The organism is Streptomyces sp. cmx-18-6 (assembly GCF_046548915.1).
Lineage (GTDB): Bacteria > Actinomycetota > Actinomycetes > Streptomycetales > Streptomycetaceae > Streptomyces.
The window spans coordinates 497,394-521,773 of sequence record NZ_JAEBEP010000001.1 but is presented as its reverse complement, the minus strand read 5'-3'; the positions used below and the strand labels follow the sequence as shown (position 1 = coordinate 521,773).

Here is a 24,380-nt window from a genome sequence, read left to right as displayed (position 1 = left end):
ACGAGTCCGGCCGGTGGTGCGGGTCACTTCGCGCCGAGCGCCTTCTGCAACGCGGCGAGGTTGGACTCCATCACCTCGATGTAGTCAGCGCCCTGGGACTTGCCCGTGATTCCCTCCAGCGGGTCCAGGACGTCCGTCTTCAGCCCGGTGTCCTTCGCGAGGGTCTTCGCGGTCCGGTCGCTGGCGAGCGTCTCGAAGAAGACCGTGGTGGCCTTCTCCTTCTCCGCGACGGTGTGGATCTCCTGGATCCGGGCGGGGGTCGGCTCGGCCTCGGGGTCGATCCCGGCGATGCCCTGCTGGGTGAGCCCGTAGCGCTCGGCGAGGTAGCCGAAGGCGGAGTGGGTGGTGATGAAGGTCTTGGTGGCGGTGTTCTTCAGCCCGCTCGCGTAGGCCGAGTTCAGCTTGTCCAGCTCGCCGACCAGGGCCTCGGTGTTCTTCTTGTAGTCGGCGGCGTGGTCGGGGTCGGCCTTCTCCAGCGACTTGCCGACGCCCTTGGCGACCTCGGCGTACTTCACCGGGTCCAGCCAGATGTGCGGGTCGGCGCCGCCTTCCTCGCCGTGGTTGTGGCCGTCGCCCTCGGAGTGCTCCTCGTGGGCTTCCTCGCCCTCGTGGCCGTGCTCCTCCTCCTCATGGGCGTGGTCGTGGCCGCTGACCTCGGAGCCGTGGTTCTCCAGCGTGGTGAGGGTCGCGGCGTCGACGGTGTTCCGCACACCGGACTGCTTGACCGCGTCGTCCACGGCGGGCTGGATGCCCTTGAGGTACAGCACGTAGTCGGACTCGCTGATGGAGCCGATCTGGCGCGGGGTGAGCTCCAGGTCGTGCGGCTCGACGCCCGGCTTGGTGAGGCTGGTGACGGCGACGTGCTCGCCGCCGATCCTCTCGGCCAGGAACTGCATCGGGTAGAAGGACGCCGTCACCTTCAGCTTGTCGCCGCCGCTCCCGTCCGCCGCGTCGGAGGTGGAGCAGGCGGAGAGAGCGGTCAGACCGAGGGCGACTGCTCCGGCGACGGCGGTGGTGGGTATCAGGCGGCGTACGTTCATGACAGTCATTTTCAACAAAAGTGGAAACGATTGTCAACAAGGCTGATGAGATGCCCGGAAGGTCACATAGGAACGCGGTGAAGATCCCTCAACCCCCACCGATTTGATCCCGGGGGTGCGCCCGCCGGTAATCTGAGTCCTTCGCCCGCCCGTCTCCCGACCACCACCCCCCACCGAGGCGCTACGCGCCGCCCCTGTCCAACTTTCCCGTCGTAATGAAGAGAGCACCGTGGCCGCCGACAAGATCGACACCATCGTCAGCCTGAGCAAGCGCCGTGGCTTCGTCTACCCCTGCAGTGAGATCTACGGTGGCCAGCGCGCCGCCTGGGACTACGGGCCGCTGGGCGTCGAGATGAAGGAGAACCTGAAGCGTCAGTGGTGGCGCTACATGGTCACCGCGCGCGAGGACGTGGTCGGTCTCGACTCGTCGGTCATCCTGGCCCCGGACGTCTGGGTGGCCTCGGGCCACGTCGCCACCTTCTCGGACCCGCTGACCGAGTGCACCTCCTGTCACAAGCGCTACCGCGCCGACCACCTGGAGGAGGCGTACGAGGAGAAGCACGGCAAGCCGCCGGTGGGCGGCCTCACCGACCTCAACTGCCCCAACTGCGGCAACAAGGGCACCTTCACCGAGCCCAAGCAGTTCTCGGGCCTGCTCTCCACCCACCTCGGCCCGACCCAGGACTCCGGCTCGGTCGCCTACCTGCGCCCCGAGACCGCCCAGGGCATCTTCACCAACTTCGGCCAGGTGCTCCAGACTTCGCGCAAGAAGCCGCCGTTCGGCATCGCGCAGATGGGCAAGTCCTTCCGGAACGAGATCACTCCGGGCAACTTCATCTTCCGGACCCGCGAGTTCGAGCAGATGGAGATGGAGTTCTTCGTCAAGCCGGGCGAGGACGAGGAGTGGCAGCAGTACTGGATGGACCAGCGCTGGAACTGGTACACGGACCTCGGCATGCGCGAGGAGAACATGCGCTGGTTCGAGCACCCCAAGGAGAAGCTCTCCCACTACTCCAAGCGCACCGCGGACATCGAGTACCGCTTCCGCTTCGGCGGCAGCGAGTGGGGTGAGCTGGAGGGCGTCGCCAACCGCACCGACTACGACCTCAAGGCGCACTCCGAGGCGTCGGGCACCGACCTCCAGTACTACGACCAGGAGGCCAACGAGCGCTGGACGCCGTACGTCATCGAGCCGGCGGCCGGTGTCGGCCGCGCGATGCTGGCGTTCCTGCTCGACGCCTATGTCGAGGACGAGGCGCCCAACGCCAAGGGCGTCATGGAGAAGCGCACCGTGATGCGCCTCGACCCCCGCCTCGCCCCGGTCAAGGTCGCGGTCCTGCCGCTCTCCCGCAACCCGCAGCTCTCGCCGAAGGCCAAGGGCCTGGCGACCGACCTGCGCAAGAACTGGAACATCGAGTTCGACGACGCGGGCGCCATCGGCCGCCGCTACCGCCGCCAGGACGAGATCGGCACGCCGTTCTGCGTCACCGTCGACTTCGACACCCTCGACGACAACGCGGTGACCGTGCGCGAGCGCGACACGATGAAGCAGGAGCGCGTCTCCCTGGACCAGATCCAGGCGTACCTGGGCGCGCGTCTATTCGGCTGCTGACAGCCCCCGAAAACCGCCCCGTACGCTTTCGTACGCGCGTGAGGCCCCCGGTTCCGGGTACGGAACCGGGGGCTTCGTCGTACCGTCCACCGGAGCCCCCCGCCGCCGTCCCGGGAGGTACGCGATGCCGTCGATCACCACCAGCAAGGTCACCAGATGGGACCAGCACGGCCGTGAACACGTCGTGCACGTACGGAAGTCGGGCATGGCGCGCGAGCTGACCTGCTCCACCTGCGGCTGGCGCCGCTCGGCGCAGTTCCTGCCCTGGCTGAAGGCCCAGGAGCACCTGACCGAGGCCCATCAGGCGACGGTGGACCCGGCGGCCTGAGCACCCCGGCGGCCTGATCGCCCCGGCGCCCGGAGACCCCGGCGGCCCGAAAAAGCTGGTGCGACGGGCTTCGGGAGCGGGGTACGGTTTCCGCATGTCTTCGTTCTTCCAGATCTACGAGTGAGAGCGCGGCGGGTCCGACCACCCGCCGCCCACCGGATCGATCTCGATCACCCGATCACTTCCTTCCTCACTTCTCACCACGAATGGGAGAACGCCGTGGCCAAGAGCCGCAACAACCTCCTCGGCGTCGGCGGACAGCGCAAGAAGCTGTCCCGCGCCGAACAGCAGGGCGCGGGTTCCGCGCGAGGCGCCGACCGCAAGGCCGCCGAGGACAAGAAGCAGGAGCTGGTGCGCAAGATGCGCGAGCGCGCCGAGGCCCAGGCGGCCACGACCGCCGAGCCGGGCGAGCAGGACGCACCCGCCGCGCAGGGCTGACACGCCGGAGCCCTTCCCGTACGGCCCGAGGCCCCGAGGTCTTCCCTTCGGTCCCTCCTTCCGTACGCGAACCGGCTCCATCCCGTACGGGTGTGGGCCCGGATCATCCGTGATCCGGGCCCACACCCGTGTCCGGGCCGGTCGCGCGGCCGGCGCCTCAGCACGGCCGCGCGGCGGCGTCTCAGCTCAGCCTGGTGACGGCGTAGGTCTCGATGGCGTCCCGCTGGTACTCGGACAGCCCCGGGGTGATCGCCTCGTAGACGGCGCGCCACTGCTCGTTCTCCACGCAGGAGCGCCCGACCGCGCGGTACTCCTCGGCGCTGACCGCGCGGAAGGCCGACGCCGCCCGGTACTGGGCGTCGATCTCCGCCTGCACCGCTTCGGCGTCATGGGGCGTACCGGCGGTCAGCAACTCGGCCAGTCGGATCATCTGTGCGGTGCGCTCGCGCTGTCCGGCCTCGATCTCCTCCTCGCTCATTCCCGCAACCCCGAGATCCGCGTTCCTCGCCGCCGCACCGGCACGGTCGGCGTCCCGGAACCGGCACGGGCGGCATCCCCAGAACTTTCCCCGTTCCGCAGCCGGAGGATACGGCCCTTGGCACGATGCTCGTACGAGGCCGTGGTGCGGCGTCGGGTGGAGGCGGGCGGTTGCCCGCCGACGAGTCCTGGGGGGCAGAGGCATGAAGCGGGGAGCAGGGAGCAGACGGGGAAGCCGGCCGCTGTCAGCGGCTTGTCCGGCGCTCGGCGGCCTGCTCGCCGCGACGCGATCCTGAGCGGCATGTCGCTGTACTGGTTCACGGTCACGTTCCTCGCCGCCCTCCGCCGCCCTCCGCCGCCCCCGGTCCGCCATCCGCTCTCGATGACGGTCGGTCAACGGGCCTATGCGCAGGGCCAATTGCGTCATCATCGTCCGGCAGGGGAGGAGAATCAGCGCCATGATGACCATGCTGAACGACATCGAAGCGCGCGGTATGCGGCACTGCGAGACGACGGCGCTGGGCGTGCTGCTGCGCCATGAGGGACTCGACTTGTCCGAGCCCATGCTGTTCGGGCTCGGATCCGGGCTGTCCTTCATCTACTGGGACAGCAAAAACATGGGCTTCCCCTTTCTGGGGGGCCGGGTCAGGCCGTTCGAGCTCACCAGGAACCTGGCCGCCGTTCTCGGGGTCCAGCTGGCGGTCGAGGAGACCACCTCCCCGCGCAAGGCATGGCAGAACGTGGCGGCGCCCATCGACGCAGGCCGACCGGTCGGCCTGCAGCTCGACAGCTACCACCTGGACTACTTCAGCACCAAGGTGCACTTCGGCGGGCACGTCGTGGCCATGTACGGCTACGACGAACAGAACGCCTACCTGGTGGACACCGCCGCCCAGGGCGGAGCCGTCTCGACCGGCCTCGCCGACCTGGCCAGGGCCAGAGCCGAGCGTGGCCCCATGACCGCCAGGCACCGCTCCTTCACCATCACCGCGCCCGCCGACCTGCCGTCACCGCAGGACGGGATCATTCCCGCGATCAGGACCTGCGCCGACGTCTTCCTGAACCCGCCCATCGCGAACCTGGGCCACCGGGGCATCGAGAAGACCGCGCAGCAGGTGCCGAAGTGGCTGCGGCGCAGCGAAAACCCGCAGGAGGACCTGCCACGGGCCGCCGTCCTCATGGAGAGAGCCGGTACCGGTGGCGCCCTGTTCCGCAATCTCTACCGGGACTTCCTCTCCGAGAGCGCCCAACTGATCGACAGCGGACACCTGCGCACCGGCCACAGCCTGTACGCCGAGGCCGCCACCCTCTGGACGCAGGTGGCCGCACTCATCGGGACAGCGGGCGAATCCGGCGACGCGCAGCACCTGGTGCAGGCCGGCTCCATCCTCCACGAGCTCTCGCGCGTCGAACGCGACGCGATGCGGGCACTCAGCATGCTCTAGACGAAGACGTTCCTGCGGCACTGCGGGCTGCGATCTCCGCCGGGGACGGCGTCGTCCACCCGGCCCTGTTCCCCGAGGTCTTCTGGGCGGCCCTGCACGGACTGGCCGCCCCGACCCGGGCGCGCGGGCTCCCGGCGGAGGGCACCGAGCGCAGGGTGGGACTGCTGGTGGACCGGCTCGCCGTGCTCTGACGCGCCGCCTGGCCCGACGCCCCGCACCGGCGGATACGGAGTCGGGCCCTGGGGCACCCCCCAGTCCCCGCCTAGTCCCCGCCCTCTCCGGTGAACTCGGGGAAGAGATGGGGGAGTTGCCTGGCGAGCTCCTGGGTGATCGCCGCGTCGGTGGGGTCCGTGACCTCCCACCCGTGCCCGGACGGGTGGCCGGCGAAGAGCCCGCACGCGTCGTCCTCGTTGCGGGCGTCGAGCGCCAAGCACCAGGGGAGCCGCGCCAGTTCGGCGCGCTCGCCGCTCCACCGGGCCCAGACGGCGCTTCCGGGCCGGCCTCCTTCGTCCCAGAGCATCGCCGCGTGGCCCCCGTTGTGGTCCTCGCCGAGTTCGCAGAGCACGTACCCGGCTTCGGGGCGGTGTCCCTGGGCCGACGACAGGGCGATCACGTGGTCCGGGGGCGGCAGAAGGGCAACGGCGGTGCACTGGTTGATCATTGAGGCCATCTCCTCGGATCGTCGGTGGCGTCGCCGGAGCCGGTCCCCCCGGCGATCAGGTCTCCGAGCGGGTCGGTCACACCCCAGGAGTGCGACGCGGTGTGGCGGTCGAAGAGCGCGCACCGCAGCACGCCCCCCGTGTCGACGTTGCGGAGGACGGCGGGGCACCAGGGCACGGTCTCGACCCGGTGGACGCGGTCCTCGGGCCCGCTGCCGGCCCAGAAGAACCACAGAGCGGGTCTACTGGGCGTCTCGGCGGGCCACAGGAGCGCGGCGTGATCGGTACGGGTGTCGTGCTCTCCCAGTTCGCACAGGCTGTAGTGGTCCAGGGCGAGGGAGCCGGGCGGGTCGTCCGGCCCGTCGTCCATGGCGGCGAGGGCGACCAGCACCTCGCTGATCGGGATTTCGGTCACGGCGGTGCATTGCAGCACGTCGGTCTCTTCTTCGGAGAGGGCCCACAGGCAGGGCATACAGACAGGGTCTACGGAACGGCCGGGTCGGCCGGGGAACCGCGCCACCCGGCGAGCGTCAGGCTCAGCCCGACCGCCGGGTCGACGACGGTGAACAGCAAGGGGAACCCCGCTTCCAGGGCTCGTATCGCGTCGTCCTGACGCTCGTGATCGGTCGCCCAGGCCCGCAGACCCTCGGGGGCGTCGGAGCCGTGGAAGACGACCGGCCGCACGTCCCGGGTGGCGGCCGGCCGCAGGACGTCGGCGGCCACCGCGAACCCGTGCCCGTGGCCGTACCCGTGCCCGTCAGCGAGGCGGAGGGCCTGCCGGCGGAGCCAACGGAGTACGAGCCGCCGGTTGGGCGCGGAGACCTCGCCGAGCGACGCGTACCGCAGTCCGTGCGTCACGGTGACCTCGGCGGCGTAACCGGTACGGGTCATGCGGCCCGCTCGTCGTCGGGAGCGGCGGGGCCGGTGGGGGCGGACGGGGCGGCGGGGCCGATGAGGGTCTGGAGCCGGGCGGCCGCGGCCTCGACCGCGTGCACCATCGCCTGGCGCTCCGCGTCCCGGTCGGTGATCGCCGCGTCCAACCGCGCGAAGAACAGGGCCCGGTACGCGGGATCGGACTCGATACGTCCCAGCTCCGCGAAGGGCTGGTCACGCGCGGCCGGACGGCGCACGAGCACCCACATGAGGCGGGGGAAGCACAGCCGCAGGCGGATTTCCAGCGCTCCCAGAGCGAGGAGGCCCCGAACCCGTAAACGTGCCAAGCTGCTCACAGCACCTCACCCCGGCTCCGTGCGTTGGCCCGTGCGGTACGGGCGCGAAGCTGCTCTATGGGGAGTGCGGGACGTACGTGGTGGGGCTCGACCTCCCACTCGGTGCCGCCGCCCATGGGCCGCAGCGACCAGTAGAAGCCGGCGACCCCACGGAACTCGCCCACGCGGCCACCGCGACTGGTGTCGACCAGCAGGGTGCCAGGGGCGGGGAGTTCGGGAAGCTCCGGAATATTAGGACGGGCGTTCTCGTCGTCCACCGATGGTTCCTCTCCGTAGCTCTTCGACTACCGGGGGGCTTCAGGGTGGACTAACGTGAAGAACCCTTCAACTGACCGAAGTTGAAGGAAGAATTAGGAGCGTGGCGTGGCCAACATCAAAAAGCTGAACCCCGACAGCAGTCCGCAGGCGGCCTACGGTGCCCGAATCCGGCAGTTCCGGGAGGCGCGGGGGTGGAGTCAGGACGAGTTCGCGCCGCGGATCAGGTACTCCAGTCAGCATGTATCGGCCGTCGAAACTGTTCGCAAACCGCCAACCCTGCGTTTTTCGCGTAGGTCTGACGAGGCGTTCGGTACGACCGGAACCGCTGACTCGTTCGAGCGTGAGTGGTCCGAGATGCGCAACGGCGTGCTGCTGGAGGGCTTCCCGGAGTACGTGGGGTACGAGGGTCGCGCGGTGGAGATCAGGTTGTTCGACGTCGGCCTCATTCCTGGCCTGTTACAGACACCGGACTACGCGCGGGCCGTCGCCTACGGGCACGTGGAACGAGGCTCCATCACCTACGAGCAAGCCGACGAACGCGTCGCGTTCCTGGAGGAGCGGCAGGCGGCCCTGGTGCGGTCGCAGCCGCCGATGATGTTCGTCGTCATGGACGAGAGCTGCCTCCACCAGGCGGTCGGCGGTCCGGAGGTCATGAACGCCCAGCTCCGGCGGCTGGAGGAGATGGCCGCGCGGCCCAACTGGATCATCCAGGTGGCACCGTTCAGCCTCGGCGAGCGCAGGGCGTTCTACCTGCCGGTCAACCTGCTGACCATGGCCGACCGGTCCATCGTCGCGTACGCCGAATCGCAGGCGCAGGGCTATGTCGAGCGCGAAACCTCGGTGGTGGCACCCATGTTCACGACCTACCATCAGATGCAGGGCGAGGCGCTGTCGAAGACGGTGTCTGTGGCCAAGATCAGCAAGCTGCGAAAGGGCACCCCGTGAAGACCGAATCCCCCCGTTGGTTCAAGTCCTCGTACAGCGACAACGGCGGCAACTGCATCGAGGTGGCTGCCAACTTCGTCGCCTCGCAGGGCATCGTGCCGGTCCGCGACTCCAAGTGCGTGGACGGCCCGGTGGTCGACGTCCGTACCGCCGCGTTCTCCGCGTTCGTCGCGGGCGTGCAGGCTGGAGAGTTCGGCACCGTCTGACAAGCCGATCCAGGGCCGCCCCATCGTGCCGCGCATGGTGGGGCGGTCCTTCTGTGTACTCCGACAGGCCGTCTGGCGTCACCTCGCCGTGTCGGGCATGGTGGGGCTTCCTGCTACGAAGGGGCAACCGTGACGACCGAATCCCCCCGTTGGTTCACGTCCTCGTACAGCTCGAACGGCGGCAACTGCGTCGAGGTGGCCGCCAATCTCGTCGCCTCGCGCGGCGTCGTCCCGGTCCGTGACTCCAAGCGCGTGGAGGGCCCGGTGGTCAGCGTTCCTGCGGCTGCGTTCTCCGCGTTCGTCGCGGGGGTGCGGGCCGGGGAGTTCGGCACCGTCTGATGTGCCGGGTCCGAGTCTGTCCACCGTGCCGTGCACGGTGGGCTTCCTGCAAGGAAGGGGCAACCGTGAAGACCGAATCCCCCCGTTGGTTCACGTCCTCGTACAGCGACAACGGCGGTGACTGCGTTCAGGTGGCCGCCCATCTCGTCGCTTCGCGCGGCGTCGTCCCGGTCCGTGACTCCAAGCGCGTGGAGGGCCCGGTGGTCAGCGTTCCTGCGGCTGCGTTCTCCGCGTTCGTCGCGGGGGTGCAGGCCGGGGAGTTCGGCACCGTCTGACGAACCGGTTCAGGGCCGCCCCACCGTGCCGCGCAGGGTGGGGCGGCCCTGCTGTCTGCGGAGCCGGCGGCCTCGCCGACGCGCTACCGCGCCACATCGGTGTCGTAGTCGTGCCGGGCCCGCTCGACGCTGTCGAGGTGGGTGGCGGCCCATTCGGAGAGATGGGCGAACAGCGGAGCGAGGCTTCGGCCGAGTTCGGTGATCTCGTACTCGACCCGAGGCGGGACCTCCGGGTGGTAGGTGCGCACGATCATGCCGTCCCGTTCGAGTTGACGCAGCCGCTGGGTCAACACCTTCGGTGTGATCTTGGCGATCCGTCGCTCCAGCTCAACGAACCGGTGCCGACCGTGCATGTTGAGGGTCCACAGGATCGGTGTGGTCCACCGGCTGAACACGATGTCCACGACCGGGCCGATCGGGCAGGCACTTTCTGGGTCGGCCGGCGCAAGTGCCGTCCAGGCCGGGCTGTCAGCCATGCAAGTCCCCTTATGGATAGCCACTTTCCTGTAGGTACCTACTATATCGACGGTGTTAGCTTTCGCCGGGTCGCAGCGAGGCCCCCCGCCCCGCAGCGTTCTCGCCCGCTCGGGCGTGAAGAACACGGTGAAGTGACACGGGAGTTGTTCATGATCGTAGTACTGGGAGCGACCGGCAACGTTGGCCGACCGCTGGTGCGGGCACTCGCGGCAGCCGGTGAGCAGGTGACGGCGGTGTCCCGAGGAAGTTCGGAGGTGGCCTTGCCCGAGGGCGTCCGGCACCGGCAGGCGGACGTGACCGTCCCTGAGAGCCTTCGGCCTGTTCTCGACGGTGCTGACGCGCTGTTCCTGCACGACGCCGGTGGCAGTGCGCACCCCTTCAGTCCACAAGACATCCTCAACATCGCGAAGGCCGGCGGAGTAGCACGCATCGTGTTGCTGTCCTCCCAGGGAATCGCAACCCGACCGCAGTCGCACTCCCATGGCAGCGTGGGACAGTCCAGGGAGGACGCCGTCCGCCAGTCGGGCGTGGACTGGACGATCCTGCGTCCTGGCGGCTTCAGCTCCAACGCGTACGCCTGGGTCGAGTCGGTCCGTGCCCGGCGGACGGTCGCCGCGCCCTTCGGTGACGTTGGCCTGACGACCATCGACCCCGCCGACATTGCCGAGGTCGCCGCCGCGGCCCTGCGCGAGGAAGGACATGCCGGGCATGTCTACGAGTTGACCGGGCCCGCCCTCAGCACACCCCGGCAACGAGCCGGGGCGATCGGTGACGCGCTGGGCGAGCCCATCGAGTTCATCGAGCAGACCCGCGACGAGGCCCGCGCGTACATGTTGCGGTTCATGCCCGAGAACGTGGTCGAGACCACCCTGGACATCCTCGGCGAGCCCAACCCGGCCGAGCAGCGGATCAGCCCCGACGTCGAGCGGGTTCTCGGCCGCCCACCCCGCACCTTCGGCGACTGGGCCCAGCGCCACATCGACGCCTTCCGGTAGGACCCGCACCTGCGCTGTCGGCCTCGGCCGGGGTTACCGGGAGCCGGCGCACCGAGGGTTGCCACCCGGGATGTCCTGGTCCAAGCGCTGAACGATCCCGGACAGGCAGCGGGCCCCGGCGCCGCTCTCCGGAGGAAGGGCGACCGCCGGGGCCTGCTGCCGCCCGTTCTCGTGAACAGGGCCAACCCCTGAAGGCCAACGGCGGCGCACCGAACCGGAATCGCCGGGCCGCTGAGCACCGGAGGGCCACGCGACGACGACTCTGCTCGGCCGTCAGGCCCAGGAGTTGAAGAGCGTTCCGCCCAACGTGGTGATGCCGTAGGCGCGAATACAGCGCCACTCGCCCTTGGTGAGCACCGACGTGTCCACGTCGGAGAGAGGCGTGGCGAGCTGCTCGCCGCTGAGAACCACGAAGCCTGCGTCAGCGAAGACGGAGGCCCATGGCGGAGGGGGGCGGAACTCCTCCGCGTACCAGTTCCGGCGTTCTTGTGCGAAGGCGATCCAGGGGTGATGGGCGTGACACAGGATGACGCTCTCGCCGGTGCGATCGATGACCGACGCGGTGTGGAAGGTCCGCGGGTACTCCTGGCCCTCGATCTCGCCCACGTGGCCTTCCACGACTCGGGCAGCGGCGTACAAGGCGGTCCGGAACGCCCGCAGGTCGGTATCCGGGGGGAGGAGGGGGCCGTCCTTGGGTGCGAAGAAGCCTGTCGCGCCCCGGGGCAGCGTGAAGCCCGGGTTTCCCTCGTCGACCATGCGGCTCATCCTGCCCGGTGCTGTCGCGTCGATGCTCCTCGGCCATCCGGGTGGCCCCCGCGGCGGTCAGGGGAAACGGCGGATACCGGCTGGGCATCATGGGGCGTATGAGTCGAATCGTATCCCGACGTACCGCCCTTGCCGCCGCGATCGCCGGTGTGGCCGCTGCGGGAGTGCCCCACAGTCCCGCGCTCGCCGCCGAGCGTTCCGTAGCGGCCGATGAGAGCCCGGCCGCGAACACGGTGGAGCTCTACGCGCCCCTGTCCGGGGAGATCGTCGACATCGAGGACGTGCCCGACGTGGTGTTCGCGGAGAAGATCGTCGGTGACGGCGTCGCCGTCAAGCCGTCCGGCAGCACGCTGGTCGCGCCCGCGGACGGCACCATCGGCAAGATCTTCGAGACCAACCACGCGTTCTCGATCGAGACCGACAGCGGGCTGGAGGTCTTCGTCCACTTCGGCATCGACACCGTCGAGCTGAAGGGGGAGGGCTTCCGGCGTATCGCCGAAGAAGGACAGCGCGTCAGCCGGGGCGACGCCATCGTCGAGTTCGACCTCGCGCTGCTGGAGGAGAAGGCCAAGTCCACCCTCACCCCGGTGGTGATCTCCAACATGGACGAGATCACCGAGCTGACCAAGCTCTCCGGTCAGGTCGCCGCCGGCCGGACGGTGATCCTGCGCGCCGCCAAGAGGTAGTCCGACCCGGGAAAGGATCTGTTCGCCGGGGAAGAGACGCGTGGCTGCGGGTTCGTCAGTCGGCGCGCGGCGTGTCCGTGGGCTTCCGTCCTGGCCGGCGGGGCCGCAGCAGCGCTGCCAGGAGGGGTTGCGGCTGCTGCCTCCAACTCCGTCGCTTTCCAGCGGACTTCGCTCGCGGAGCCGCCGCACGGCGCGGCGTCGGGATGTCCACCGGCTGGGTGGTCAGGTACCAGGAGCCTTCGCCCCCGTCCTCGCTGACGAGCAGGAAGCCGGGGCGGTGCAGACGCAGCGCCTGCTGCCCGTCCCTGAGCCCGTGCACGGAATCGGACCACGCGCTACCGGGGGTGTCACTGGGCCATGCGGGCGGAGGGCAGTCGCAGTCGGGCTCGAGCCGCAGGCACTGGCAGACGTAGGCGACCCGCCACAGGCCGTCGGTCCGGAACTGGACGGTGAGCACCGCCGGGCCGCCGTTGTAGCGGAGCACCTCGTCGCCTCGGCCCCGGTGTTCGGGGGTGAGGTCGGTGGCGGCCGACAGCGGTGCGACGCGGATCGACCAGCGGTGGCCGTCGTTGCTGTTCTCGGTGATGACGCGGAGGTGGGTGGCGTCGTCCGCGTACAGGTAGGTGCGCCCCCGGTACGCGCCGATGTGGTTGATCAGACCTTTGCCGCTGTTGGTCCGTTCCTCGGTGCGCGTCAGGGTCTGGAGGAAGAAGTTGCCCCCGCCGGTGACCTCGACGTCCAGCAGGGCGGGACGGCCGGGCTCGGGGCGGTCGATGAGCACGTCGGTCCTGCCGCTGCCGTGACCGGTGGACACATGGCGTTCCCCGGTGGCGGAGAACGGGCCTGGGGCGGTGGCCGGCGGGAGGGCGGCCGCCGGAGGGAGGGCGTCGATCGGTACCGGTCTGCCGTGCCGCCGGGCGTCCAGGCGGATCATGGCGGCGCGGCCGTCGCGCAGGGCCGACAGCGCGTCGGGCCCCGTACGCGCCGCACTGGCCCGGTCGTACGCCTCCAGCGCCGCCCGGTACTCCTTCAGGACGGCGGAGGTGGCGTCGGGACCGCCGGCATCGAACTCCAGGGTGGTCACCTCCTCCCCGAAGGCGGTGACCGACTCCTGTAGCGCTGCGGGCAGTTCGGCCGCCGGCTCGCCGGGCGGCTCCACCGTGGCGGGCCGTGGCCGGCGCAGCGTGAAGAAGAGCGCGCCCACCCCCAGGCCGAGCAGGAAGCTCACCGCGTATCCGATCACGTCCGTCATCCTCGCACGGGTGCGCCAGAGCTCAACTGCCCTTTCCGTGACCGTTGTCGCCGGCCCGCGCGCGTCGGCGGGCGGCCCCGGGCCCGGAACGGCCGGCCCGGCCGCCTCGCGGCTCTCGGGGGACGCTGCGTGCGGCTTTCAGGGCCTCAGGGCGACGCTTCGTAGTGGGCGGCGACCGCGGCGGCGCGGCCGTGCAGGGCGGTGCGCAGCCACTGCGGGGCCAACGCCTCGGCGTACGTCGTGAGTTGCCACAGCGCCCATTCGGCGTGCCGCGCGTCCTGGAAGGCCACCTCCAGCCGCAGCCGCCCGTCCGCGTCGGCTTGTTCGGTGAGGACGGCCAGTGCTGTGCCCACCAGGTCCTCGCGTCGCGCCGGGTCCACGCGGACCAGCGCGGTGACCTGGTCGCCGCCGGTCCGGAACCGCGTACCGCGTTCCTGCCATGCCCGCTCCAGGTCGACCCGCACCGGTCGTCGGGCGGGCTCGGCGAGCTCCTCGGCGGCCAGGATGCGGGACAGCCGGTAGGTGCGGTCCGCACCGGACCTCGTGGCCAGCAGATAGCCCTGCTCGCGTACGGTGACCAGGCCGATCGGGTCCACCGTGCGCCACTTGGGGGCCTGGTCGGCCGCCGCGTAATGGATGCGCAGCCTGTGCCCGGCGAACACCGCGCGCCGGACCTCGGCCGCCAGGTGGTCGGGCACCTCGTCGGCGTCCACCCGGCGTGAGAGGAGATCGGTCTCCGGGTCGATGAGCAGGCGTTCGGCCACGTCGGCCGCTGTGTCCCGGTGGCTCTCCGGCAGCGCGTCGACCACCTTGAGCATGGCCGAGGCGAGTGCCGAGCCGAGGCCGAACGCCTGCGAGCCGCGCCGCGATCCGGCGACCAGCAGGGCGAGGGCCTCGTCGTGGTTCAGGCCGGTGAGCTCGGTGCGGAAGCCGGGGAGCAGGGCGAAGCCGCCGTGCCGGCCGCGTTCGGCGTACACCGGGACGCCGGCCACGGACAGCGCCTCGACGTCGCGCAGCACGGTACGGGTGGACACCTCCAGCTCGCGCGCCAGCGCGGTGGCGGACATCCGGCCGCGCTGGCGCAGCAGCAGAACCAGGGAGACCAGTCGATCGGCACGCATGCGAAGACCCTAGGGCGTGTCCGGCAGACGGGGCGTCGCGGCCGTCCGAGAGGCTCAAGGAACAGGGGCCGGCCTTCGTCGACTTCGCAGGTCAGCCCGGCGGGCACCGCTGATTGAACGCATTCAAAACGTGTGGCAGGCTGGCTTCGGGCTTTCGCCGGGCTCTCGTTGCGGACCTCGCCCGCAGGGTGCGCGATCGGCACTTCCAGCACTTCCAGCACTTCCGGCACTTCCGGCACTTCCAGCACTTTCGAACGGGCGGGTGGGGCATGGGCTTTACGGGGGAGACCTCCGCCCGATTCGACCGTCGCGGGCCGTCCGCGACGGCGCCGGGGGGCGGGACGCGCCGCTCGGCCGGTAGTTCCTTCCGGCGTGCGGCCGTGGTTCTCGGATGTCTGGTCCTCGCGTGCACGTCGTGTGCCGGGGCGGGTGACGAAGAGACCGTGATCCGGCAGGCCGAGTTGGTCGGAGACTGGGGCAATGCCCGCGGAGCCGGCCTCCGGGTGTCGGATGATCATGACTTTTCGGCCAGCGGAATCAGCCATGCCGTGCCCGACCATCCGTGCCGGACGGACCTGTCCGGCACATGGAAGTTCTGGGTGCGGGAGGGCGCGTCGACGACCCTGGTGGCGTCGGAGTCGGCGGTCGAGGGAGCGTCCTTCGTCCTGGCGGCGGACGTCGACGGTCCGGCCGGGGAGTGCGACCTCCAGGCCCGGGTCCAACGCGACGATCGAGGCTTCGGCCTCTGCCTCGCCGTGGACCCCGACCATTCCTGCGCCGCGGGCGAGCTCCTGCGCAAGGAGCCGACCCGCCCTCGGTAGACCGTGCCGACACCACGGGCCGACGCCGTGGCCCCGGTCGGCGGACGGCCGCGGGGGCCCGTGCCGCGGTCGTCCGCGCAGGCCGTCCAGGCGGTGCGAATGCCGGGCGTCGCGGCTGGTCAGGGCTTCGTACAGCGGAAGGGGAGCGCGACCGAGGCCCCGGAGCCGACGTCACGAATGAGCTTTCGGTGACGGCTCCGGGGCCTCGGTGCTCAGCTGCGAGCGGCTGGCGGTTACGGCCGGGTCAGCGCCCAGACCGAGCCGGCGGATCCGCCGAAGTGCACGGCCTTGCAGTAGTACTCCGGCCCCGCCGCGTTAGCGGCCGCGTTACAGGACTTGGCCCCCTTGGCCGTGTACGAATACCACCGCACGACGGTCTCGGCGGAAGCCGTTCCGGCCGTCAGGGCCAGCACCGCGGTGGCGCCGACAGCGGCTGTGCTCACACGCGCCGCGGCGCGCTTCAGCGTGGATGTCTTCATGAAAATCCCCGTCCGTGATCAATTTGAGTGGTGATCGTGTCACGTGCCGAGCTTGCGGAAATAGGCGTGATCTGGCCAAAGCAGAGAACTTGAGCCATGTGCCGAAAGGCTGGGCGCGGCAGGAGGACAATGAGTCTTTTTCATCCTGTTGTAGGGCGCACCGCAGCCGCCGCGAACGCGGTGCGCTACTGGTCATGCCTCTTCGGTATCCAGCCGCTCGGCGGATCGGACCGAATAATCGGGCAGTTTTGAACGGCGGTCTCCTCACCGTTGTCGACGGTGGTGCCGTGCTTGTACCAGGAACTCCGACTTTGCCTCGACATTGCCCTGGGGCAACTGTTTTGCCGTGCCCGGGCAGGAAAAGGCTCAGAGGCCCTGGACGGACGTTTCGGCCGGTGGATGTCCCCGTGCCGTGCCCAGGTCCTTCACGCAACGCTGACAAGTTCTCGACCAGACCTGCGCGAATGAGCCAGAACGAGCCGACGTCTTCGCCCCGTGTACCCCGAAACGTCCCCCTTCCCGGGCATCACTTTCCTTGTGGCAACTGTTCGGAGCGGCTGTGGAGGGGTAGACCGAAAAGCGCCCCTGTCGACCATTGCTTCTCGCGCCCGAACGCATGAACGTTCAAGGTCGGGCAAAGAAGCGCATGACGCTACGGGGGGAAACATGGAACAGGACGAACGGCGGTCGAGACCCGACCTCTGCGGAATCGAGCGCACCACTCACTGGGCCGGCGTCCTGCTGTGTTACGCCCACGCGGTCGCCATGCTCCTCACCGCCGCCGTGGCCTTCATCGAGCCGGCAGCCGCCTGGTGGTCCGTCGCCTGGGTCGCCGCCTGGGTGCTGACCGGCGTCCTGCTGATCGTCTGGGCCCTCCTGCGCGCCGGCCAGAAGCGCCGGCTGCGGCGGACCGGCCGGCCCTGCGGTCCCTGCGAGCCGGGGGATCCCGGTGATCCCCGCGACCCCGGCGACCCCTGCGGTTCGCCCGCCGAGGGAGCCGAGGGCTACGGCCGGGCCGCGTGATCACCACGGTGCACGCGGCCACTCCTCCCGCGTACGCGACAATGGAGCAATGACCACGCTCGCCCCCGCCCTCCCCCAGCTCCGCATCGGCCCGCACACCGTGCGGCCGCCGGTGGTGCTCGCGCCCATGGCCGGCATCACCAACGCCCCGTTCCGGACGCTGTGCCGGGAGTTCTCCGGGGGCAAGGGGCTGTTCGTCAGCGAGATGATCACCACGCGGGCGCTGGTCGAGCGCAACGAGAAGACCATGCAGCTCATCCACTTCGACGCGACCGAGACACCGCGCTCGATCCAGCTGTACGGCGTCGACCCGGTCACCGTGGGCAAGGCCGTCCGCATGATCGTCGACGAGGGCCTGGCCGACCACATCGACCTGAACTTCGGCTGCCCGGTCCCCAAGGTCACCCGCAAGGGCGGCGGCTCCGCGCTCCCGTACAAGCGGCCCCTGCTGCGGGCCATCCTCAGGGAGGCCGTCTCGGGCGCGGGGGACCTCCCCGTCACCATCAAGATGCGCAAGGGCATCGATGACGACCACCTCACCTTCCTCGACGCGGGCCGCATCGCCGTGGAGGAGGGGGTGACGGCTGTCGCCCTGCACGGGCGCACCACCGCCCAGCACTACGGCGGCACCGCCGACTGGGACGCCATCGCCCGGCTGAAGGAGCACGTCCCGGAGATCCCGGTGCTCGGCAACGGCGACATCTGGTGCGCCGACGACGCCCTGCGCATGATGCGGGAGACCGGCTGCGACGGCGTCGTCGTCGGGCGCGGGTGCCTGGGACGGCCCTGGCTCTTCGCGGACCTGGTGAACGCCATGGAGGGCAGCGCGACCCGGCACGCGCCCACCCTGCGCGAGGTCGCGGACGTCATGGTGCGCCACGCGACGCTGCTGGGGGAGTGGATCGGCGACGAGGCCCGGGGCGTGATCGACTTCCGTAAGCACGTGGCCTGGTATCTGAAGGGCTTCGCGGTCGGCTCCGAGATGCGCAAGAAGCTGGCCGTCACCTCCTCGCTGGAGGAACTGGGCGGTCAGCTGCACGAGCTGGACCTCGACCAGCCCTGGCCGGAGGGTGCGGACGGACCGCGCGGGCGGACCTCGGGCAACAACCGGGTCGTCCTGCCGGACGGCTGGCTCAAGGACCCGTACGACTGCTCGGGCGTCGGCGCCGACGCGGAGCTGGACACCTCCGGCGGCTGAGCCCGTACGAGCCGGTACGGAGGCGGCCGAGCCGGTACGCGCCGGTCGAGCCGGTACGGAGGTGGCTGAGCCCGTACGAGCCGTCGAGCCGGTACGGAGGTGGCTGAGCCCGTACGCGCCGGTCGAGCCGGTACGCCCAGGGCTCAGCCGCCCACGTCCGGGCCCGCCCTCCGCTCCAGCGGGGCCGCGGCCGCCGAGTTCATCACGTTGAAGACGACGCTGCCCGCCCGGTAGCGGTCGTCCGTCCACTCGATGGCCCGGCCCGCCGCCGTGTACGTCAGGTGGCGCTGGCGCAGCAGCGGGCTGGCCCGGCGCACCCGCAGCAGCCGGGCGTCCTCGCTGCCCGCCGCGACCGCGTCGATCAGGTGCTCGCCGTAGTGCGCGACGATGTCCGCCCGCTCCGCGATGCTGTCCATGATCGAGACGCAGTCCTCCGGCAGCGCCAGGACGGCCGGGGCCACCCAGCCCGCGTACACGGTCCGCTCCACCATCACCGGCTCGCCGTCGAGCCACCGCAGCCGCAGCACGTACAGCACGTCGCTGCCCGGCTTGGCGTCCAGCCGCTCCGCCTCCTCGTCGGTCGCGGTCCGCGTGGCGCGGGTCAGGATGCGGCTGGAGACCTCGCACCCCATCGCCTGCGCCCACTGCGCGAAGCTGTTGAGCTGCTGGAAGCTCTGGCGGCGCTCCTGGCGCAGGACGACCCGCCGGGCCCCCTGCCGGGAGCCGATCAGCCCCTCGGACGCGAGGAGCGCCACCGCCTGGCGGACCGTGCCGCGCGAGACGGACCAGCGGGTCGCGAGGTCGCTCTCGGACGGCAGCCGGGAGCCGAGCGGGTGGACGCCGGTGCGGATGGCGTGCCGCAGCGACTCGGCGATCTCCCGATAGCGCGAATGGCTCACGCGTCCCCCTCGGCCGGCTGATACGGATCGATGGCTGTGTACAGGTCCGCTCGTCGGTGACGGTCCTGCCGCTCACTCTAGCGCCGGCGCAGAGCATTTCGATGCGAGGTCGTTATCTACCACAACCGCTGGATAGTGGGCTTTCCTCTTCCTGCCCTCTTGCGGCAGTAGACATGGGACGTTAACTTCCCGGACACCTGGCCCGGGCGAACTGGTGCCAGCTTGTATGAACAAGTGGCCCTCACGCTTCGCTTCTGGGAGACCTACCGTGCGCAGAGCCCGACCCCGCCCCCGTATCCGCGCCAACAGCCGCGCCGTTGCCGCCCTCGCCCTCTCCACCGCCGTTCTCACCGCCCTCACCGCCTGCGGCGCCGCGCCCGAGGAGAAGGCCGCGACCGGCGTGAACGGGGTCAAGTCCACCGAGGCCACCTCGGTCGCCGACTTCGGCGGGCTGGAGAAGCTGGTCGCCGCCGCCGAGAAGGAGGGCGAGCTGAACGTGATCGCCCTGCCGCCGGACTGGGCGAACTACGGCGAGATCATCAAGAGCTTCCAGGCCAAGTACAAGGTCAAGATCAAGAGCGAGAACCCGGACGGGTCCAGCTCCGACGAGATAGCCGCCGTCAAGTCCCGCAAGGGCCAGAAGCGCGCCCCCGACGTCCTCGACCTCGGCATCGCCTTCGCCCGCAGCGGAGCGGCCGAGAACCTCTTCGCCCCGTACAAGGTCACCTCCTGGGACAAGATCCCCGACAGCCAGAAGGACGCGGACGGCCGCTGGTACAACGACTACGGCGGCTATGTCTCCATCGGCTGCGACGCCGCCCGGATCAAGAACTGCCCCGAGACCTTCGCGGACCTGCTGAAGCCCGAGTACAAGGGCAAGGTCGCCCTCAACGGCAACCCGACCAAGTCCGGCTCCGCGTTCGGCGGCGTGTACGCGGCGTCCCTGGCCAACAAGGGCTCGTTCGGGGACATCCAGCCCGGCATCGACTTCTTCGGCAAGCTGAAGAAGAGCGGCAATTTCATCCCCGTCGAGTCCACCCCGGCGACCGTCGAGAAGGGCGAGACGCCGATCAGCATCGACTGGGACTACCTCAACGCCGGGTACGCCGACCAGTTCAAGGGCAAGGGCGTCGACTGGCAGGTCTCCGTGCCGAGCGACGGCGTGTACGCCCAGTTCTACTCGCAGGCCATCAACAAGGACGCCCCGCACCCGGCCGCCGCCCGCCTGTGGATGGAGTACCTGTACAGCACCGAGGGCCAGAACCTCTGGCTGAAGGGGTACGCCCGCCCGGTGCTGCTGCCCGCCATGACCGAGGACGGCACCGCCGACAAGACCTTCGTCACCAAGCTGCCCGAGGTCGAGGGCACCCCGGCCTTCCCCTCCTCCGAGGAGCTCGACCAGGCCAACGCCACGCTCTCCGAGAACTGGGACAAGGCCGTCTCCTGATGACTTCCGCCCACCCGTCCGCCGCCCCGGGACCCGGGGCGGCCCCCGCCGCAGGCCAAGAAGCCCCAGGCCGACAAGCCCCAGGCCGGAGGGCCACCGGCCGGAAAGGCGGCCGCCGTGCCGGTCGCCGCCGGCCGCCCCGCGCCTGGCTCGGCGCGCTCCCGCTGCTCGTCTTCGCCGGGCTCTGCTTCGGACTGCCCGCCGGGGCCCTGCTGTACGGGGCCATCACCCGTACCGACCCGGTCGCCGGCACCACCGAGTTCACCGGCGAGCACCTGCGACGCTCGCTCCAGGGGCCCTACCTCAACTCCCTCACCGGCAGTGTCGAACTCTCCGCGCTCACCGCCGCCATCGCCACCGTGTGCGGCGTGCTGATCGCCCAGGCCGTCGTCACCTCCCGGCGCGGCGCGCTGCGCGGGGCCGTGCTCACCGCCTCCGGGGTGCTCGCCAACTTCGGCGGCATCCCGCTGGCCTTCGCCTTCGTCGCCACCCTCGGGATCTCCGGGGTGGTCACGCAGCTCGGGCACCTGGACGCGCTCGGCTGGAACCTCTACTCCTTCACCGGACTCACCGTCATCTACCTCTACTTCCTCATCCCGCTCATGGTGATCGTCGTCGTCCCCGCGCTGGACGGGCTGCGCCCCCAGTGGCGCGAGGCCGCCCGCAACAACGGGGCCACCGCCTGGCAGTTCTGGCGGTACGTCGGACTCCCGGTGCTCGCGCCCTCGCTGCTCGGCGGGTTCGTCCTCCTCTTCGGCAGCGCCTTCGCCGCGCACGCCACGGCCGCCGCCCTCGTCGGCGGCTCCGTACCGCTGGTCACCCTGAAGATCGCCGACGCGCTCTCCGGGAACGTCCTGGTCGGCCAGGAGAACGTGGCGCTGGCGCTGAGCCTCGACATGATCGTGATCGCCGCACTGGTGATGGCGGTCTATCTGCCCCTCCAGCGACGGAGCTCCCGATGGCTGCACTGACCACCGTCCCGGCCGCTCCCGCTTCGGCCCCGGCGAAGGCGGCCCGCCGCCCGCGCCCCCGCTACTGGCGCGGAGCCGTACTCGCCGTCGCCGGGCTGTACTTCGTCACCCCGCTGCTCTCCTCGTTCGTCTTCACGGTCCACGTGCCGAACCAGGGCCTCACCTTCGAGGCGTACAGCGGGATCCTGTCGGCGGACGGCTTCACCGAGAGCCTGTTCCTCTCGCTCTCCCTCGCCGCCGCCACGATCGCCCTGGCCCTGCTGCTCGTCGTGCCCGCGCTCGTCGCGGTGCGGCTCGGGCCGCCCCGGCTGCGGGCCGTCGTCGAGATCGTCTGCATGATGCCGCTGGTGGTGCCGCCGATCGCCCTGGTCACCGGGATCGCGACCGTGCTGCGCTGGGGGCCCGACCACTTCTCCCGCACCCCGCTCTACCAGACCTTCCTGGCCGTGCAGAACGAGTCGTTCCCCGTCGTGCTGGTCCTCGCCTACACCGTGCTGGCGCTGCCGTTCGTGCACCGCTCGCTGGACGCGGGGCTGCGCGCCGTCGACGTCCCCACGCTGGTGGAGGCGGCCCGCAACTGCGGGGCGAGCCGGACGCAGGTGCTCCTGCGGGTCATCCTGCCGAACCTGCGCTCGTCGCTCGCCGGGGCCTCCTTCCTCACCCTGGCGCTGGTGCTGGGCGAGTACACGGTCGCCTCGCTGCTGGGGTTCCGGCCCTTCGCGGTGTGGATCGTCACCGTCTCCGGGGCCGAGGCCCGGATGTCGGTCGCCGTCTCCCTGCTGTCCCTGCTCATCACCTGGGCCCTGCTGCTCGTCCTCTCGCGCGCCGGAACCGCCTCGCCCGCCTCCGCCGCCGTCCCGGCCGGACCCACCGCCGCGGCGCCGGCCGCCGGAGCCCCGGCCGCCTCCGCCACCGGCCCGGCCGCCGCCCCCACCCCCGTACCCGGCAAGGAGTAGCCACCCATGTCAGCCCTGCCAGCCCCGCCCACCGCCACCACCGGCCGTCCCGAGCCGGTGCGCACAGCGGGCGTCCCAGCCTCCGCCGCCGGAGCCCGGGTGGAGTTCCGCGCCCTGCGCCGGGCGTTCGGCCCCACCGTGGCGCTCGACGGACTCGACCTCACCGCCGAACCCGGCGAACTCCTCGCCCTGCTGGGCCCCTCCGGCTGCGGCAAGACCACCGCGCTGCGGGTCCTCGCCGGGTTCGAGCAGCCCGACTCCGGCGAGGTCCTGGTCGACGGCGAGGACATCACCCCGGTCCCCGCCAACCGGCGCGACGCCGGCATGGTCTTCCAGTCCTACAGCCTCTTCCCGCACCTCAACGCCCGCGACAACGTGGCCTTCGGCCCCCGGATGCGGGGCGTGGCCACCGCCGAACGGCACGCCGGCGCGAACGAGCTCCTCGAACTCGTCGGGCTGCCCGCCCACGGCGACCGCTACCCGCACCAGATGTCCGGCGGCCAGCAGCAGCGCGTCGCCCTGGCCCGCGCGCTGGCCCTGCGCCCCCGGGTCCTGCTCCTGGACGAACCGCTCTCGGCGCTCGACGCCAAGGTCCGGCTCACCCTGCGCGAGGAGATCCGCCGCCTCCAGCTGGCGCTGGGCATCACCACGATCTTCGTCACCCACGACCAGGAGGAGGCCCTGTCCATGGCCGACCGGGTCGCCGTCCTCAACGCGGGCCGCCTGGAGCAGTGCGCGCCGCCGGCCGAGCTGTACGAGCGCCCCGCCACCCCGTTCGTCGCCGAGTTCGTCGGCACCATGAACCGGGTGCCGGGCCGGCTGACCGGGGACGGCTCGGTGGAGGTCGCGGGCGGCACGCTCCCGGTCGACGGCGAGATCCCGGCGGGCCGGGGCGCGGTCGACGTGCTCGTGCGGCCCGAGAGCATCGGCGTCACCGCCGACCCGGACGGCACGGCCACGGTCGTCTCCGCCGCCTTCCTCGGCTCGGTCACCCGGGTCCTCCTCGACCTCCCGGACGGCGTCGCGGTCAAGGCCGACCTGCCGTCGCGGGACGCCACCGCACTGGCTCCCGGGGTACGGGCACGGGTCACCCCGGTCCGTCGCCCGGTGCTCGTCGTACCCGTACGGGAGACGACGGCACCCGATGCCACGCACGCCGACGACCACCGGGCGGAGGCGTGAGGACCACCCCCGCCGCTCCCGCTCCCGCCCCCGCCGCCGTCCTCTTCGACATGGACGGCACCCTGGTCGACACCGAGGTGCTCTGGTGGGAGACGGCCCGCGAGGTCGCGGCCGGACTCGGCCACCGGCTGAGCGACGCGGACGCCCCGGAGGTCGTCGGCCGCGCCGTCGCCGACACCGCCGCTCATCTGATCGGGGTGACGGGGGGCGACTCCGCGACCCTGCCCGCCACCGCCGCCGAGCTGACCGACTCCTTCTTCCGGAAGGTCGACGCGGGCGCGCCGCTGCGGCCCGGGGCCGCAGCGCTGCTGGCCTCGCTGGAGGGCGCCGGGGTGCCGTTCGCCCTGGTCAGCGCCTCGCCCCGGAGTGTGGTGGACGCGGTGGTGGCGGGGTCGCTGGCCGGGGTGGACTTCGCCTTCACGCTGTCGGCCGACGACACCGTACGGACCAAGCCGCATCCGGACCCGTACCGGGCGGCGGCCGAGCGGTTCGCCGCCGATCCCGCCGCCTGCGTGGCGGTGGAGGACTCCCCGGACGGCACCGCGTCCGCCGACGCGGCGGGGTGCGCGGTGCTGGTGGTGCCCTCGCTGCTGCCGGTGGCCCCCGGGCGGGGGCGGACGTTCGCCCGTAGCCTGGAAGAGGTGGATCTCGGGGTGCTGAGCGACTGCCTGAGCCGTCCTGAGCTGCCCTGAGCCGTCCGAATCCTGAAATCCAGGGTCCGAAACCAGCGTGATTCGCGCCACCCTTGATCGGGGGTGCGCTCAGATGAGCGTTATGGCGGTGGCTGCACTTCTGGAAGACCTGGCACTCAGTGCCACGTAACAGCCTTCGGGAAGTGTACTCAGGTGCGGAACAGT

Annotated in this window: 30 protein-coding genes and 2 pseudogenes; 19 read left to right on the top strand and 13 right to left on the bottom strand. The window is 70.8% G+C overall.

Annotated features, from left to right (window positions below):
- Window positions 1–23 precede the first annotated feature (23 nt).
- A complete protein-coding gene (locus tag ACLJPL_RS02425; RefSeq protein WP_411078957.1) occupies window positions 24–1,040 on the bottom strand; it encodes a metal ABC transporter substrate-binding protein in 1,017 nt (338 codons plus the stop codon).
- Window positions 1,041–1,269: 229 nt separating this feature from the next.
- Here ACLJPL_RS02425 and ACLJPL_RS02420 point away from each other — a divergent pair, with 229 nt between their 5' ends.
- From ACLJPL_RS02420 to ACLJPL_RS02410, 3 genes are all read left to right on the top strand, one after another.
- Entirely contained in the window at window positions 1,270–2,652 is a 1,383-nt protein-coding gene (locus ACLJPL_RS02420; RefSeq protein ID WP_411078956.1) for a glycine--tRNA ligase, read from the top strand.
- A 124-nt stretch (window positions 2,653–2,776) separates the two neighbouring features.
- Window positions 2,777–2,980, top strand: a complete 204-nt coding sequence (locus ACLJPL_RS02415; RefSeq protein WP_411078955.1) for a hypothetical protein — start codon at window positions 2,777–2,779, stop codon at window positions 2,978–2,980.
- A 219-nt stretch (window positions 2,981–3,199) separates the two neighbouring features.
- Window positions 3,200–3,418, top strand: coding sequence for a DUF6243 family protein (locus ACLJPL_RS02410; protein ID WP_411078954.1), 219 nt, complete (start codon window positions 3,200–3,202; stop codon window positions 3,416–3,418).
- A gap of 181 nt (window positions 3,419–3,599) precedes the next feature.
- On the opposite strand, the pseudogene ACLJPL_RS02405 reads toward ACLJPL_RS02410, so the two are convergent.
- Window positions 3,600–3,899 (bottom strand): annotated as a pseudogene (locus ACLJPL_RS02405) (TipAS antibiotic-recognition domain-containing protein); the annotation flags it as partial.
- A 457-nt stretch (window positions 3,900–4,356) separates the two neighbouring features.
- Here ACLJPL_RS02405 and ACLJPL_RS02400 point away from each other — a divergent pair.
- Window positions 4,357–5,340: a BtrH N-terminal domain-containing protein gene (locus tag ACLJPL_RS02400; RefSeq protein ID WP_411079446.1), complete on the top strand. Its 984-nt coding sequence runs from the start codon at window positions 4,357–4,359 to the stop codon at window positions 5,338–5,340.
- Between the two features lie 38 nt (window positions 5,341–5,378).
- Window positions 5,379–5,531 (top strand): annotated as a pseudogene (locus ACLJPL_RS02395) (TetR family transcriptional regulator); the annotation flags it as partial.
- A 71-nt stretch (window positions 5,532–5,602) separates the two neighbouring features.
- On the opposite strand, the gene ACLJPL_RS02390 reads toward ACLJPL_RS02395, so the two are convergent.
- Genes ACLJPL_RS02390 through ACLJPL_RS02370 form a run of 5 tightly spaced genes read right to left on the bottom strand, consistent with a single transcriptional unit; the run spans window position 5,603 to window position 7,485 of the window.
- Window positions 5,603–5,998, bottom strand: a complete 396-nt coding sequence (locus ACLJPL_RS02390; protein ID WP_411079445.1) for a hypothetical protein — start codon at window positions 5,996–5,998, stop codon at window positions 5,603–5,605.
- The gene (locus ACLJPL_RS02385) at window positions 5,998–6,471 is read right to left on the bottom strand and encodes a hypothetical protein (protein ID WP_411078953.1); all 474 of its coding nucleotides are present in this window, start codon (window positions 6,469–6,471) and stop codon (window positions 5,998–6,000) included. Before ACLJPL_RS02385 ends, ACLJPL_RS02390 begins: the two co-directional genes overlap by 1 nt.
- Before the next feature lie 11 nt (window positions 6,472–6,482).
- Window positions 6,483–6,890 (bottom strand): hypothetical protein, encoded by a 408-nt coding sequence (locus tag ACLJPL_RS02380; RefSeq protein ID WP_411078952.1) that lies wholly within the window; start codon window positions 6,888–6,890, stop codon window positions 6,483–6,485.
- Window positions 6,887–7,228, bottom strand: a complete 342-nt coding sequence (locus tag ACLJPL_RS02375) for a hypothetical protein (protein ID WP_411078951.1) — start codon at window positions 7,226–7,228, stop codon at window positions 6,887–6,889. Before ACLJPL_RS02375 ends, ACLJPL_RS02380 begins: the two co-directional genes overlap by 4 nt.
- Window positions 7,225–7,485 carry a hypothetical protein gene (locus ACLJPL_RS02370; protein WP_411078950.1) on the bottom strand — a complete coding sequence of 87 codons (261 nt, stop codon included), beginning with the start codon at window positions 7,483–7,485 and terminating at the stop codon, window positions 7,225–7,227. The genes ACLJPL_RS02375 and ACLJPL_RS02370 overlap by 4 nt, the downstream gene beginning before the upstream one ends.
- Before the next feature lie 106 nt (window positions 7,486–7,591).
- Between ACLJPL_RS02370 and ACLJPL_RS02365 the strand changes: the two genes are divergently transcribed.
- The 4 genes from ACLJPL_RS02365 (at window position 7,592) to ACLJPL_RS02350 (ending at window position 9,251) form a co-directional block, all read left to right on the top strand.
- Window positions 7,592–8,431 (top strand): helix-turn-helix domain-containing protein, encoded by an 840-nt coding sequence (locus ACLJPL_RS02365; RefSeq protein WP_411078949.1) that lies wholly within the window; start codon window positions 7,592–7,594, stop codon window positions 8,429–8,431.
- Window positions 8,428–8,637, top strand: coding sequence for a DUF397 domain-containing protein (locus ACLJPL_RS02360; RefSeq protein WP_411078948.1), 210 nt, complete (start codon window positions 8,428–8,430; stop codon window positions 8,635–8,637). The genes ACLJPL_RS02365 and ACLJPL_RS02360 overlap by 4 nt, the downstream gene beginning before the upstream one ends.
- 129 nt (window positions 8,638–8,766) lie before the next feature.
- Entirely contained in the window at window positions 8,767–8,976 is a 210-nt protein-coding gene (locus ACLJPL_RS02355) for a DUF397 domain-containing protein (protein WP_411078947.1), read from the top strand.
- A 65-nt stretch (window positions 8,977–9,041) separates the two neighbouring features.
- Window positions 9,042–9,251 (top strand): DUF397 domain-containing protein, encoded by a 210-nt coding sequence (locus ACLJPL_RS02350; RefSeq protein ID WP_411078946.1) that lies wholly within the window; start codon window positions 9,042–9,044, stop codon window positions 9,249–9,251.
- 83 nt (window positions 9,252–9,334) lie between these two features.
- Here ACLJPL_RS02350 and ACLJPL_RS02345 read toward each other — a convergent pair whose 3' ends face one another.
- Complete coding sequence (locus ACLJPL_RS02345; RefSeq protein WP_411078945.1) at window positions 9,335–9,727, bottom strand: winged helix-turn-helix transcriptional regulator; 393 nt, start codon at window positions 9,725–9,727, stop codon at window positions 9,335–9,337.
- A 150-nt stretch (window positions 9,728–9,877) separates the two neighbouring features.
- On the opposite strand from ACLJPL_RS02345, the gene ACLJPL_RS02340 reads away from it, so the two are divergent.
- On the top strand, window positions 9,878–10,723 hold the full coding sequence (locus ACLJPL_RS02340) for an NAD(P)H-binding protein (protein WP_411078944.1): 846 nt from the start codon (window positions 9,878–9,880) through the stop codon (window positions 10,721–10,723).
- A 273-nt stretch (window positions 10,724–10,996) separates the two neighbouring features.
- Here the strand turns inward: ACLJPL_RS02340 and ACLJPL_RS02335 are convergent, their stop codons facing one another.
- Window positions 10,997–11,479 (bottom strand): hypothetical protein, encoded by a 483-nt coding sequence (locus ACLJPL_RS02335; protein ID WP_411078943.1) that lies wholly within the window; start codon window positions 11,477–11,479, stop codon window positions 10,997–10,999.
- Between the two features lie 107 nt (window positions 11,480–11,586).
- Here ACLJPL_RS02335 and crr point away from each other — a divergent pair, with 107 nt between their 5' ends.
- Window positions 11,587–12,174 carry a PTS glucose transporter subunit IIA gene (gene crr / locus ACLJPL_RS02330; protein WP_411078942.1) on the top strand — a complete coding sequence of 196 codons (588 nt, stop codon included), beginning with the start codon at window positions 11,587–11,589 and terminating at the stop codon, window positions 12,172–12,174.
- Window positions 12,175–12,229: 55 nt separating this feature from the next.
- Here the strand turns inward: crr and ACLJPL_RS02325 are convergent, their stop codons facing one another.
- On the bottom strand, window positions 12,230–13,426 hold the full coding sequence (locus ACLJPL_RS02325) for a hypothetical protein (protein ID WP_411078941.1): 1,197 nt from the start codon (window positions 13,424–13,426) through the stop codon (window positions 12,230–12,232).
- A gap of 146 nt (window positions 13,427–13,572) precedes the next feature.
- Window positions 13,573–14,547: a helix-turn-helix transcriptional regulator gene (locus ACLJPL_RS02320; RefSeq protein WP_411078940.1), complete on the bottom strand. Its 975-nt coding sequence runs from the start codon at window positions 14,545–14,547 to the stop codon at window positions 13,573–13,575.
- A 548-nt stretch (window positions 14,548–15,095) separates the two neighbouring features.
- Here ACLJPL_RS02320 and ACLJPL_RS02315 point away from each other — a divergent pair.
- Complete coding sequence (locus tag ACLJPL_RS02315; protein ID WP_411078939.1) at window positions 15,096–15,368, top strand: hypothetical protein; 273 nt, start codon at window positions 15,096–15,098, stop codon at window positions 15,366–15,368.
- A gap of 233 nt (window positions 15,369–15,601) precedes the next feature.
- Here ACLJPL_RS02315 and ACLJPL_RS02310 read toward each other — a convergent pair whose 3' ends face one another.
- On the bottom strand, window positions 15,602–15,847 hold the full coding sequence (locus ACLJPL_RS02310; protein ID WP_411078938.1) for a hypothetical protein: 246 nt from the start codon (window positions 15,845–15,847) through the stop codon (window positions 15,602–15,604).
- Window positions 15,848–16,513: 666 nt separating this feature from the next.
- Between ACLJPL_RS02310 and ACLJPL_RS02305 the strand changes: the two genes are divergently transcribed.
- Together ACLJPL_RS02305 and dusB are read left to right on the top strand one after the other, a co-directional pair.
- On the top strand, window positions 16,514–16,870 hold the full coding sequence (locus ACLJPL_RS02305; protein WP_411078937.1) for a phage holin family protein: 357 nt from the start codon (window positions 16,514–16,516) through the stop codon (window positions 16,868–16,870).
- A 49-nt stretch (window positions 16,871–16,919) separates the two neighbouring features.
- A complete protein-coding gene (dusB, locus tag ACLJPL_RS02300; RefSeq protein WP_411078936.1) occupies window positions 16,920–18,068 on the top strand; it encodes a tRNA dihydrouridine synthase DusB in 1,149 nt (382 codons plus the stop codon).
- A gap of 143 nt (window positions 18,069–18,211) precedes the next feature.
- Here dusB and ACLJPL_RS02295 read toward each other — a convergent pair whose 3' ends face one another.
- Window positions 18,212–18,967, bottom strand: coding sequence for a GntR family transcriptional regulator (locus ACLJPL_RS02295; RefSeq protein ID WP_411078935.1), 756 nt, complete (start codon window positions 18,965–18,967; stop codon window positions 18,212–18,214).
- Window positions 18,968–19,235: 268 nt separating this feature from the next.
- Between ACLJPL_RS02295 and ACLJPL_RS02290 the strand changes: the two genes are divergently transcribed.
- The 5 genes from ACLJPL_RS02290 to ACLJPL_RS02270 are packed head-to-tail and all read left to right on the top strand — an operon-like array spanning window position 19,236 to window position 24,215.
- Window positions 19,236–20,414, top strand: a complete 1,179-nt coding sequence (locus ACLJPL_RS02290) for an ABC transporter substrate-binding protein (RefSeq protein ID WP_411078934.1) — start codon at window positions 19,236–19,238, stop codon at window positions 20,412–20,414.
- Window positions 20,414–21,385: an ABC transporter permease gene (locus tag ACLJPL_RS02285; RefSeq protein ID WP_411078933.1), complete on the top strand. Its 972-nt coding sequence runs from the start codon at window positions 20,414–20,416 to the stop codon at window positions 21,383–21,385. Before ACLJPL_RS02290 ends, ACLJPL_RS02285 begins: the two co-directional genes overlap by 1 nt.
- The gene (locus ACLJPL_RS02280; protein ID WP_411078932.1) at window positions 21,373–22,341 is read left to right on the top strand and encodes an ABC transporter permease; all 969 of its coding nucleotides are present in this window, start codon (window positions 21,373–21,375) and stop codon (window positions 22,339–22,341) included. Before ACLJPL_RS02285 ends, ACLJPL_RS02280 begins: the two co-directional genes overlap by 13 nt.
- Window positions 22,342–22,347: 6 nt before the next feature.
- Window positions 22,348–23,523, top strand: a complete 1,176-nt coding sequence (locus ACLJPL_RS02275) for an ABC transporter ATP-binding protein (protein ID WP_411078931.1) — start codon at window positions 22,348–22,350, stop codon at window positions 23,521–23,523.
- 50 nt (window positions 23,524–23,573) lie between these two features.
- Window positions 23,574–24,215, top strand: a complete 642-nt coding sequence (locus ACLJPL_RS02270) for an HAD family hydrolase (protein ID WP_411079444.1) — start codon at window positions 23,574–23,576, stop codon at window positions 24,213–24,215.
- Window positions 24,216–24,380: the final 165 nt, after the last annotated feature.

Excerpts from the sequence above, each read along its gene's own strand:
- ACLJPL_RS02385 (WP_411078953.1), bottom strand. The coding sequence starts at position 6,471 with ATGCCCTGCCTGTGGGCCCTCTCCGAAGAAGAGACCGACGTGCTGCAA.
- ACLJPL_RS02425 (WP_411078957.1), bottom strand. The coding sequence starts at position 1,040 with ATGAACGTACGCCGCCTGATACCCACCACCGCCGTCGCCGGAGCAGTC.
- ACLJPL_RS02340 (WP_411078944.1), top strand. The coding sequence starts at position 9,878 with ATGATCGTAGTACTGGGAGCGACCGGCAACGTTGGCCGACCGCTGGTG.
- ACLJPL_RS02320 (WP_411078940.1), bottom strand. The coding sequence starts at position 14,547 with ATGCGTGCCGATCGACTGGTCTCCCTGGTTCTGCTGCTGCGCCAGCGC.
- ACLJPL_RS02270 (WP_411079444.1), top strand. The coding sequence starts at position 23,574 with ATGGACGGCACCCTGGTCGACACCGAGGTGCTCTGGTGGGAGACGGCC.
- crr (WP_411078942.1), top strand. The coding sequence starts at position 11,587 with ATGAGTCGAATCGTATCCCGACGTACCGCCCTTGCCGCCGCGATCGCC.
- dusB (WP_411078936.1), top strand. The coding sequence starts at position 16,920 with ATGACCACGCTCGCCCCCGCCCTCCCCCAGCTCCGCATCGGCCCGCAC.
- ACLJPL_RS02275 (WP_411078931.1), top strand. The coding sequence starts at position 22,348 with ATGTCAGCCCTGCCAGCCCCGCCCACCGCCACCACCGGCCGTCCCGAG.
- ACLJPL_RS02310 (WP_411078938.1), bottom strand. The coding sequence starts at position 15,847 with ATGAAGACATCCACGCTGAAGCGCGCCGCGGCGCGTGTGAGCACAGCC.
- ACLJPL_RS02345 (WP_411078945.1), bottom strand. The coding sequence starts at position 9,727 with ATGGCTGACAGCCCGGCCTGGACGGCACTTGCGCCGGCCGACCCAGAA.
- ACLJPL_RS02415 (WP_411078955.1), top strand. The coding sequence starts at position 2,777 with ATGCCGTCGATCACCACCAGCAAGGTCACCAGATGGGACCAGCACGGC.
- ACLJPL_RS02280 (WP_411078932.1), top strand. The coding sequence starts at position 21,373 with ATGGCTGCACTGACCACCGTCCCGGCCGCTCCCGCTTCGGCCCCGGCG.
- ACLJPL_RS02400 (WP_411079446.1), top strand. The coding sequence starts at position 4,357 with ATGACCATGCTGAACGACATCGAAGCGCGCGGTATGCGGCACTGCGAG.
- ACLJPL_RS02305 (WP_411078937.1), top strand. The coding sequence starts at position 16,514 with ATGGAACAGGACGAACGGCGGTCGAGACCCGACCTCTGCGGAATCGAG.
- ACLJPL_RS02380 (WP_411078952.1), bottom strand. The coding sequence starts at position 6,890 with ATGACCCGTACCGGTTACGCCGCCGAGGTCACCGTGACGCACGGACTG.
- ACLJPL_RS02325 (WP_411078941.1), bottom strand. The coding sequence starts at position 13,426 with ATGACGGACGTGATCGGATACGCGGTGAGCTTCCTGCTCGGCCTGGGG.
- ACLJPL_RS02285 (WP_411078933.1), top strand. The coding sequence starts at position 20,414 with ATGACTTCCGCCCACCCGTCCGCCGCCCCGGGACCCGGGGCGGCCCCC.
- ACLJPL_RS02335 (WP_411078943.1), bottom strand. The coding sequence starts at position 11,479 with ATGGTCGACGAGGGAAACCCGGGCTTCACGCTGCCCCGGGGCGCGACA.